4 protein-coding genes are annotated in these 5,821 nt (G+C 46.4%); all 4 read right to left on the bottom strand.

What is annotated here, in order from left to right:
• Positions 1 to 108: 108 nt before the first annotated feature.
• The 4 genes from TERTU_RS08890 to TERTU_RS08875 are packed head-to-tail and all read right to left on the bottom strand — an operon-like array spanning position 109 to position 5,816.
• Positions 109 to 1,083, bottom strand: coding sequence for an outer membrane lipoprotein-sorting protein (locus TERTU_RS08890; protein ID WP_015819635.1), 975 nt, complete (start codon positions 1,081 to 1,083; stop codon positions 109 to 111).
• Between the two features lie 16 nt (positions 1,084 to 1,099).
• Complete coding sequence (locus TERTU_RS08885; RefSeq protein WP_019601745.1) at positions 1,100 to 3,634, bottom strand: efflux RND transporter permease subunit; 2,535 nt, start codon at positions 3,632 to 3,634, stop codon at positions 1,100 to 1,102.
• 50 nt (positions 3,635 to 3,684) lie between these two features.
• Entirely contained in the window at positions 3,685 to 5,511 is a 1,827-nt protein-coding gene (gene fabD / locus TERTU_RS08880) for an ACP S-malonyltransferase (protein WP_015817512.1), read from the bottom strand.
• Between the two features lie 44 nt (positions 5,512 to 5,555).
• Positions 5,556 to 5,816: an acyl carrier protein gene (locus TERTU_RS08875; protein ID WP_015820683.1), complete on the bottom strand. Its 261-nt coding sequence runs from the start codon at positions 5,814 to 5,816 to the stop codon at positions 5,556 to 5,558.
• Positions 5,817 to 5,821 lie beyond the last annotated feature (5 nt).

The raw sequence follows: 5,821 nt of genomic DNA, 5'->3' as shown, positions 1-5,821 counted from the left end.
ACCTTATTATTCCTACGTTGTCCTGAAGTGGCGATAATTCTAGTTGTGTTGGTTATTTGCTTTTTTGCTAACAGTTAGAAAGAGCACATGTTTCTACAATTCATGGCATTATGGATTCATGCCCAATTTTGCCTCGGAATTTTTTTGTACACTTTCGTCAATATCATTGAGAAAGCGGTTTCTATAGACAGCATCACTCAAAACTCGACGCGTCAAATACTCATCATCGATTTCAATATTGTAATTAACGTCGTCATAGTGGAGCATCGATATACGCTGACTCTTTAGATTCCGCATAGTGCGCTGACGCGCTGTCCAGATGCCGTCTATCTCCTCTACATTAGACACATAGCTGACCTTCATCAGCTCGCCACTGAGGCTGTAGAAGTTTTCTTTCAGCACAATGAGGCGCTCGCTGTCTATCCACTTAACGCGCTTAAGGTAGTTGGTTTTCTTTGCCCGTTCATCATCCGGGTGTTGTTCAACGACTGTTACGTCACGACCACCAATTTTGGCAGTTTTAAGAATGCGATACTCGTAGTCGGCAACTTTCTCTCGCTCAACATCTTCCAGCGCGAATTCACTGCCGAACAACGATCCTTTTTTCGGCGCGTCTGCAGAGGACGACATTCGCTTAACCTGATCGAGCTCAGGCAAATACAACCACTGATCCGTATCCTGCCCGGAATTAGTGTAGTCGTATTGCAATATTCCAATTCCGAACTCCGCAATCGGCTCCACGATCAACAGTAAGCCTTTACTGTCGCGGAGATTTTCACCGTAATTCTTAGTGAGGGACTTAACTTTCTTTTTACGAATGTCTGACGCACAGGACAATTTTTTATTTTTTATTTGATAAGGACATGTCATCAGAGAAAGCGTACTAATCTCCGTTTTCCCCATATACCGATCCAGAACTTGTGACACGAGCTCTTTCGCCGGGTCAATTTGCTCTGCAACCGACGCCTTTACTTTTGCGTCAACCTCTACATCTGGCGCAGACGTGGCAGCTGCTTCGGCGAAGGTCTGCACTGCTACAATCCAAGCTACTGCCAATATCAAAACAGAATAAATTTTACGCATACTTGCTCTCCAAAAATTAATGGCTCACCGCTTGCGCGGAAGCTGCCTGAGTCTGGGCAACCGGCTTTTTATAGCGCACAACATAAAGGCATATCGAAGGTATTAGTAGAACATCCGCGACGAAAGCGCTTAAGATAGCTAGCGCACTCAAATAACCAAAAGCCTGAAATGAAGCGTCTGAGCTGTACATCATTGTCAGCAAACCGCCGGAAAGTACGATAGAGGTAAACGCTAGCGGCTGAATAACTTCGCGTAACGCTTCCCGTACAGCGATGTGCATGTCTGACGTTTTTGACAAACACATCCGCAATTTATTTATTAGGTGAATAGAGTCGTCCACAGCGATACCGAGAATAATCGGCGCCACGATCATAGTGAACTGATTCAGATCGATCCCCAGCCAGCCCATTGCACCAAAGGTGAGACCAATAGGAACCACACTCGAGACCAGCGCCAATACACTGAGATAGAACGAACGAAAGACGAACAGGAGCATAATTGCAACCATACCCAGCGTAGTCAGAAAGCTGGTGAGCTGCGAATGCGCAATGCGATCAAATAGATGCATAAAGGTAACCACACCGCCCGCGTTCACCAGCTCCATTTCTGGATAGGTTTGGGCTAACGGGCTAAAGGTTTCGGCGAACCAGCGGTTACTTTCAGCAATTAAATCGACGTAAGCTGTAGACCCGGCGTTGCGTACCATGAAAGCAATTCGCGTTGCATCGAACTCGTCGGACACCAACTTACGGCGTTCCTCTGGCGACACATTATTAAACAGAAACAACAGCTGGCTGACTTCTCCCGAGGTTTCTGGCATTGCATAGTGAGCCGGATCATCGCTATGTAATTGCTGATTAACCCGCTTCATCACATCGGCGATAGAAATTCCAGTGACGACAAGATCGGGGAACTCTGACTCGATCTTTCGTTGAAATTCATCGATCCTAAGTAAAACATCTGCATCGTAAAGCGCGTTTTCTTCGTTCAGATCGATCATAAAATCAATATTCTGAGTACCACCCATGTTCTGATCAGCAACATCAAACGCTTTGCGAATATAGGAATCTGGCTTGTACCCTTCAATGACATTGGTATCCACTTTTAGATGAACAAATCCAACACCAAATAATACGCAGCCTATGGCGAAACCCGCGATAATTTTTCCGGGGTGACTATCGACCAGCCGGAAGACCGGCGCAGAAAAGTCTCGCTGTGCGCCATTGACAGAATCCAATTTAGGCGCACCAGGTGCCCAGCAGCGAAGCATCAATGGCAGGAGCGTAATGGTTACGAAAAATGCACACAAAATACCTACTGCGCAGAAGAACCCGAAGTTTGCGATCGGCACAGACGGTTTCGCTATCCAAAGCGAGCCAAACCCGACCACTGTCGTTATGGTTGTAAAAAAACAAGAAAGCCCCGCTTTTCGGAACGCATTCGAAAGCGCCACTGGCTTCTGTTCACCCTCCTTACGCTGAAAATTAAACGTGGATATAAGGTGTACGGCATCGGCCACGCTGATAAGCACAATGAGCAATATCATTGGATCGCTTAAGCTAGAACTGGGAACGCCAGACCAACCTATAAATCCAACCGTAAACAACACCGACAGAACAACGATCACGATAGGCCAGACCACGCCGGCCATATGACGAAACACAATCAACAGCAAAATGAAAATCAGTAAAAACAAGCCCGAGAAGATGACCGGCATTTCTGCATCCAGCACATCCATCTGAAAATAGATAATTTCGGGAAGACCGGCGTAATACACGTTAAAGGCATCGTCTACACCTGCAGATTTAACCTTGGCACGAATAGACTCCATGTATTTGTAATATTCGTCGTAATCCTTTTCCGCCTCCTCGAATGTCTCTTCTGCCGACGGCGAACTTTCGTCGACTTCCCAAGCCATATCCAGCATCAGCTCATCAGAACCCGCAAGGTTATGCTCTCCCGCGCTTTTAGCTTTAAGAGTTTCGCCAAAATCGGTTTTTATAGAGATAGCCGCGTATTTGGCGTTGTCGGATATGAACGCCAAACGCAACTCTGGATTTTCAAGCGCCGAAGCCTTTAATGCAGCGCGCTTCTCGGCTGACACAGGGATAGTCGGGCCAATGAACTCACGAACAAACAGGTTATTCCCTTCAACTTCTGTGACCTGGACATTCACCAACGAGATCACTTCGCGTGTGTGGCGCAGAGGTGTATCCGGGTTGTTTTGAATATCGACGCCGTATGCGGCCAGTTCGTTGTGCAGTGCAAGAAGCGCCGAGAGGGATTCGGCAGTAAATATATCACCGTCCTTTGCTTCGACAACGATATAAACATCTTCATTGCTACCAAATGTGGTATCGAACTTGCGCTGATTTTTAAATATATCGGAATCCTTGCCAAACCAAGCTTTGAGACTATCGTCCTTCTCAACTTTACCGGCACCAACAAAACATACTGCCACCAACAGGCCGTAGCACAACAACACCAGCCAACGAAACTTCCATATGGCGCCAGGCAAGGCCGCAAAAAACTGTTCAAAGATGTTTTTCATCACTGCATCTCAACGCGTGGGTTTAGGGCGCAGCAATGCGCCCGGCAAATCTAGTCAGATAAACCTGAAATTAACTTTTTCATTGTTTCGGCATTGTTACCAAATTGGTTTACCGCGTAATGGTGTTTATCGCTCTTGCCAAAACTCCGCTCCAGAAATGACGCTAGGGAGGCGGTTGGGGAAAGATCGACAAACCGGTAGTCATTGTCCTTTTTTAGATTCTCCGCGGTACTATGGAAATCTACCGTCTCTCGAATGGAGTCCCAGAGGTGATTTTTATCAATAGTCGTTACGCGACCGGCTTTAGCTGGCGAATATATTTTTAATTTGGGTTCCGCAACTGAAATACCCTCAGCAAATTCATTAAAGGGTGATTTAATAGTGTCGATTTGATGGGAATGGAAGGAGTGAGCCACAGGCAGCAATAGCGACAGAATATCGCGTTCAGCAAGTCGCTTTTTAATTTTGATTATAGCCGCACGATCTCCACTTATAATGAAGTTATCGTTGTAGTTGATACAGCTGACCGTACCGCCTTCGTAATCCGATGCACAGGCCTCGAAGTCGGAGATATCAGTGAGTACTGCCAACATGCTGCCATTGGTAGCATGTGTTTTTAACAGGCGCGCCTGCTCGCAAACCAGTGTTAACGCGTCTGTTAGATCGAGCGATCCAGCAATAGTCGCCGCAACATATTCACCCAAACTGTAGCCCATAACGGCAGCCGGTGTTATCCCCTGCGCTTCCAGGGTTTTGGTGAGGCAATACCCGAAGCTATAGATTGCAGGATGCGTTAACAAAATGTCTTCCAGATCAACTTCATCCGGATCTTTCTCATAAAATTCGTGTGCGATTGAAATATTTAGTTTTTCCTGCGCAATCTGATCACAAATTTTCATTTGTTCTCTAAACACAGGATTTTGCTCGTAAAGCTCATGTCCCATACGAACATAATGAAACCCCTGACCACCGTACATAAATAAAAGGTTGTCGCTTTTAGGCGCGGGCTCAACGATGGGTGTTTCTTTTGCCAAATCGTCCCGAATGATATTTATCATCTTGGTAAGGACAACACCCGGTCCGACTTCCTCGATATTATCGAACCCTGCTGAAAGCAGGCTTAAAATTGTATCGTGCCAGCGGACAGCCCCCGTGATTTGGTCGGCAAGATAGTTTTCAAAGCGTGAAGTAGGATAAAAATCTGCGGTCAGGTTTGCTATTACCGGAATTTCCAGCTCTCTAAACTGGAAGCCCCGCAAATAAAATTCAAATTGCGTACGTGCTTCGGCCATATAAGACGAGTGAAACGCTGCGCTCACTTTAAGCGGGACAACCTTCGCACCGGCCTGCTCAAACACGCTGAAGGCACTGTTTAGCGCAGCTGTATCCCCAGATAAAATTGTCTGGCGCGCAGAGTTAAGATTGGCAACTTGTATTTTACTGGAATCCAGTCCATCCAGAATTTTATTCACCAAGTGAATATCGATACCAAGTACGGCTAACATTCCTCCTTGATCAGCCTGTGACATCAATTCGCCACGTTTTTTAACCAGCTTTAAGCCAGTGGCAAAATCGAACGCGCCCGCTGCCAAGAGCGCGTTATATTCACCAAGACTGTGGCCGGCTACAACGTCAGGCCGCTGTGCGCCGTCTTCCAGCTTCGCCGCATAGGCTAAAGCATTGACAGTGTAGAGTGCAGGCTGCGTATAGCTGGTGTTGTTGAGCTTTTTGTGCGGATCTTCAAGGCATAATTCCGCAATGGAGTAGCCTAAAATAGTGTCCGCGATATGTACCAACTCGGGAAATCGATCAAAATAATCAGCTCCCATACCTACAAACTGGGACCCTTGGCCTGGAAATACATAGGCGTTTTTCATTGGGTTTCTCCTGTCAATGTGGCGACAAAGGCGCACGCAATCAATTAAGCGGTTTCCAAAGCGAGCTTGGCTTCCAGAACATTGATTACATCCTGTACAGTATAAATATCGCGCTTTTCCGGGTCTGGCACAGTTACTCCGACAGCTTTTTCCAGGTCGTACCAAATTTCCAGCATTTCGCGTGAATCAATACCGAGATCGCCGCCAAGATGAAAATCAGGTGCGATGATATCCGCGGAAAATGCAGTCTTTTTAATGTTGTTGACCACCGAAAAAAACGTGTCCATTAAGTTAGTTTGAGTCATTGCTC

It is taken from the genome of Teredinibacter turnerae T7901, assembly GCF_000023025.1.
GTDB lineage: Bacteria > Pseudomonadota > Gammaproteobacteria > Pseudomonadales > Cellvibrionaceae > Teredinibacter > Teredinibacter turnerae_B.
This window is presented reverse-complemented; position numbering and strand designations above follow the sequence as displayed.